Origin of the sequence: Mesorhizobium sp. M4B.F.Ca.ET.089.01.1.1, from assembly GCF_004022605.1 — a bacterium.
In the GTDB taxonomy this organism is placed as follows: Bacteria; Pseudomonadota; Alphaproteobacteria; order Rhizobiales; family Rhizobiaceae; genus Mesorhizobium; species Mesorhizobium abyssinicae.
Map to the genome: position 1 here is coordinate 1 of NZ_RZOS01000529.1, position 3,493 is coordinate 3,493.

The 3,493-nt window shown below is 64.2% G+C and carries 5 protein-coding genes and 1 pseudogene; all 6 read right to left on the bottom strand.

Translation table 11 applies throughout. The features are described from left to right. Positions 1 to 244: pseudogene (locus EN780_RS29970) on the bottom strand (flagellin); the annotation flags it as partial. A 235-nt stretch (positions 245 to 479) separates the two neighbouring features. Further along, positions 480 to 1,211: a flagellar type III secretion system pore protein FliP gene (gene fliP, locus EN780_RS29975; RefSeq protein WP_126058482.1), complete on the bottom strand. Its 732-nt coding sequence runs from the start codon at positions 1,209 to 1,211 to the stop codon at positions 480 to 482. Further along, positions 1,208 to 1,702, bottom strand: a complete 495-nt coding sequence (locus tag EN780_RS29980) for a flagellar basal body-associated FliL family protein (RefSeq protein WP_128276095.1) — start codon at positions 1,700 to 1,702, stop codon at positions 1,208 to 1,210. Before EN780_RS29980 ends, fliP begins: the two co-directional genes overlap by 4 nt. Positions 1,703 to 1,728: 26 nt before the next feature. After that, entirely contained in the window at positions 1,729 to 2,433 is a 705-nt protein-coding gene (gene flgH / locus EN780_RS29985; protein ID WP_127393891.1) for a flagellar basal body L-ring protein FlgH, read from the bottom strand. Then, a complete protein-coding gene (locus EN780_RS29990) occupies positions 2,430 to 3,011 on the bottom strand; it encodes a MotE family protein (protein WP_127393892.1) in 582 nt (193 codons plus the stop codon). The genes flgH and EN780_RS29990 overlap by 4 nt, the downstream gene beginning before the upstream one ends. Positions 3,012 to 3,014: 3 nt before the next feature. Further along, the coding region (locus EN780_RS29995) for a flagellar basal body P-ring protein FlgI (protein ID WP_189556851.1) at positions 3,015 to 3,493 on the bottom strand (479 nt) is incomplete at its 5' end.

Below are 3,493 nucleotides of genomic sequence, written 5' to 3' on the forward strand. Positions count from 1 at the left end.
TGATGGCGGTGTAGGCGGTGTCGGCCTTGCCGGCGCCGAGGCCGAGCGAGTCCTGTACGGCCGAGAGCGCCTTGTTGTCCGACTTCATCGAGGTGGCGATCGACCAGTAGGCGGCGTTGTCGGAGGCGGTGGCGACGCGGTAACCAGTCGAAATACGCGACTGGGTGGTCTCGAGCTGCTTGTTGGTGTTGTTCAAGCTCTGCAGCGCGGTCAGCGCCGAGGAATTGGTCATGATACTGGACATGGCTACTCGTACCTTGATTTTACACGTGTTTTTTTGACATACCGGCTTTTCCGGTATGACGGTGCGGCATCATGCCAATGATCGTTGATTGAGATCACCCGCCATCTGGGGGGACTATGCTGGCAAGTCCCTACCAAAGGCCTAAACGCGACGGTTAACCGAAAATATATTGCAGGAAATCTGGGCGCGGCGGCGCGGCGCCAGTTACGCAACGCTGACGATCAATATCGACAGGTCAGGTGAAGGACCGCACCAGGCTGCCGACAAGCAGGTTCCAGCCGTCGATCAGCACGAAGAACAGGATCTTGAACGGCAGCGACACCACGGTCGGCGGCAGCATCATCATGCCCATCGCCATGGTGATGGTGGCGACGATCAGGTCGATGACCAGGAACGGCAGCACGATCAGGAAGCCGATCTCGAAACCGCGCCGGATTTCCGAGATCATGAAGGCGGGCACCAGGATGCGCAGGTCGACGGTGTCGCGCGAGACGGTCTGGCCGCGTTCGCGGGCGAGGTCGGCGAAGAGGTCGAAATCCTTGTCGCGCACATTGTGCAGCATGAAGGTGCGGAACGGGTCCGAGATCTTCTCGAACGCTTCCGCCTGCGTGATCTGGTTGTCCATCAGCGGCTTGACGCCGGTGTTCCAGGCCTGATCGAAGGTCGGCGCCATGACGTAGAAAGTCATGAACAGCGACAGCGAGATCAGGATCAGGTTGGCCGGCGTCGACTGCAGGCCGATGCCGGCGCGCAGGATCGAGAAGGCGATGACGAAGCGGGTGAAGCTCGTCACCATGATCAAAAGCCCCGGCGCCACCGACAGCACGGTGAGCAGGCCGAACATCTGGATCAGGTAGCCGACGGTCGTGCCGTCGGCCTTGCCGATGGCACCGAGATCCAGCTGCTGGGCCGCGGCGACGGAGGTGGCAAGGACCAGGAGCGTGGCGGCGAGAAGGTATTTTCTCATTCGAGCAGCAATGTCCTGATCAGAATCTGTTTGGCATGGCCGCCGCTGCGGATGGTGGCGCGGTCCTCGAGGTCGGCCTTCAGATGCTGGTAGCCGCTGGCGCCCTCGATCTGATGCATCTTCAGCGTGCGCACCAGCGCCAGCAGGTCCTGGTGGATCTGCTCGGTCATTTCCGCCGGTTGCGGCGTGTCGTAGAACACCGATGCCTCAAGCCTTATCCAGACCTCGGCCGGCGACGCCAGGTTGGTGGTTATCGGCGCCAGCTGGACAAGTGTCGGTCCGGCAACCTCCTTGCCGGGCTCGGCGGGCTTCTCGCTGCTGCCTTCGTTTTCAGGAGCGACCGGCACCGAGGCCGGGGCATCGGTGCCCTTCAGATAGCCGCCGGACAGCCAGCCCATGCCGACGGCGGCGACCGTCACCACCAGGAGCATGGCGAATTGGACGACCAGCGATGGTCCCTTCTTCTGCTCGACTTGCTCGACATTGGCCATGGTGTGATTTTCCGAGCCAGTCCGTCCTAGAAGGGGAGAACCTGATCGAGGATCTGCTGGCCATAGGCCGGCTGCTGAACCTCGCTGACGCGGCCGCGGCCGCCATAGGAGATGCGCGCCTCGGCGATGCGCTCGTAGGGGATGGTGTTCTCGGCGCCGATGTCGGACGGACGCACCATGCCGGCGATGGTGAGCACCCTGAGCTCGTAGTTGACACGCACTTCCTGCGAGCCCCTGATCATCAGATTGCCGTTGGGCAGCACTTCGGTGACGACGGCGGCGACGTTTAGCTCGAGGTTTTCGGAACGCTTGATCTCGCCGTCGGCATTGGTTTCGGTGCTGGAGCTCAGGCCGGCATCGCCCTTGCCGCTGGTGCTGTTGCCCTCCCACCCGAGGGTGATGTCATAGCCGAGCTTGCGCGCCGCGGTGCGGCTCCTGTCGTTCTGGTTCTTGAAGTTGGCCTTGTCGTTGAGCTTGATGTTGACGGTCAGGATGTCGCCTTCGCGCAACGCCCTGGGGTCGGTGAACAGCCGGCTCTGGCGATCGTCCCACAGCGAGAATTTCTTGACCGGTGCTGCCGGCGGCTCGGGGTAGCTGTAGGGGGCGTTGACGCTGCCTGTGATGCCGGAGCCGACCGGAGACAGTGAAGGCTCCCTGCCGACCTCCTTGAGATCGGTGCCGCAGCCGGACAGCGCCGCGACCGCGACCAGGATGAGCATCTTGCACTTCATGACGGATCAACCCTTCGCGCAGCGCTGGCCATGATGCCGGTGAGCGCTGCCGCCGCCTTCTGGTCCATTTCGTTGAGGATGACGCCGGCCTTGCGCGAATCCAGCTTCATCAGGATGGCGGCGGCGAGTTCGACATTGACCATCGCCAGGCGTTCGGCCGCGGCGTCGGGCTTCATACCGGCATAGATCTTGACGACGCTGTCCTCGGCGCGCGCCAGGAACACTTCGCGCCGCTTCAGCCATTGCTCGTATTCGGCGCGTTTGTCCTCCAGCGCCTTCATGCGCTGGTCGATGCCGGCCTGCAGCTCCTTCAGCTCCTGCGCCTGCAAGGCATAGCGACGGTCGCGGGCGGCGTCGGCGATGTTGGAGCAGAAGCGCTGGATCTCGCTTTCGTCCGGCGCCTTCTCCCGCTTCAGCTGCTGCGGCGTCGCCGGCGCCTGCCCGCCGGGCAGCACCTGGCGCACCGCTTCCTCGGTGCGGGCCTGGCCGCCGGCGAGAAGCAGGATCACGGCAAGGGTCGAGGCGACCATCGCCGGCCTGGCGTTGCGGATGGGTTGGCGGGGAGCGATCATCGGCATGGCCTATTGGAGGACCAGATCGGCCTGCAGGGCGCCGGCCGATTTGATGCCCTGCAGGATGGCGATGATGCCGTCCGGCTTGACGCCGAGACGGTTGAGGCCGGAAACCAGCGTTTCGAGATTTGGTCCGTCGAGCACGGCGACGCGCGCGTCGGGCCGCGTGGCCTCGATGGCGGTGAAGGGCTCGATGGCGGTCACGCCCTTGGAAAAGGGCTCGGGCTGGACGACTTTCGGCGCCTCCGTGATGCGCACCGTGAGCGTGCCATGGCTGATCGCCACGCGCGCGATCTTGACGTTGTTGCCGATGACGATGGTGCCGGTGCGCTCGTCGATGACGACGCGGGCCGGCGTGTCCGATTCCACGACCAGATTCTCGATCTCGGCATAGAAGCGCGCCGCCGAGACGTTCTTCGGCCGCCTGATCTGGACGGTGCGGGCATCGCGCTCGGCCGCGACGCGCATGCCGAAACGCTGCGCGGTGT

What these genes read in the sequence shown, in the direction of transcription:
- EN780_RS29990 (WP_127393892.1), bottom strand. Translation starts at nt 3,011, where the DNA reads ATGCCGATGATCGCTCCCCGCCAACCCATCCGCAACGCCAGGCCGGCG.
- fliP (WP_126058482.1), bottom strand. Translation starts at nt 1,211, where the DNA reads ATGAGAAAATACCTTCTCGCCGCCACGCTCCTGGTCCTTGCCACCTCC.
- flgH (WP_127393891.1), bottom strand. Translation starts at nt 2,433, where the DNA reads ATGAAGTGCAAGATGCTCATCCTGGTCGCGGTCGCGGCGCTGTCCGGC.
- EN780_RS29980 (WP_128276095.1), bottom strand. Translation starts at nt 1,702, where the DNA reads ATGGCCAATGTCGAGCAAGTCGAGCAGAAGAAGGGACCATCGCTGGTC.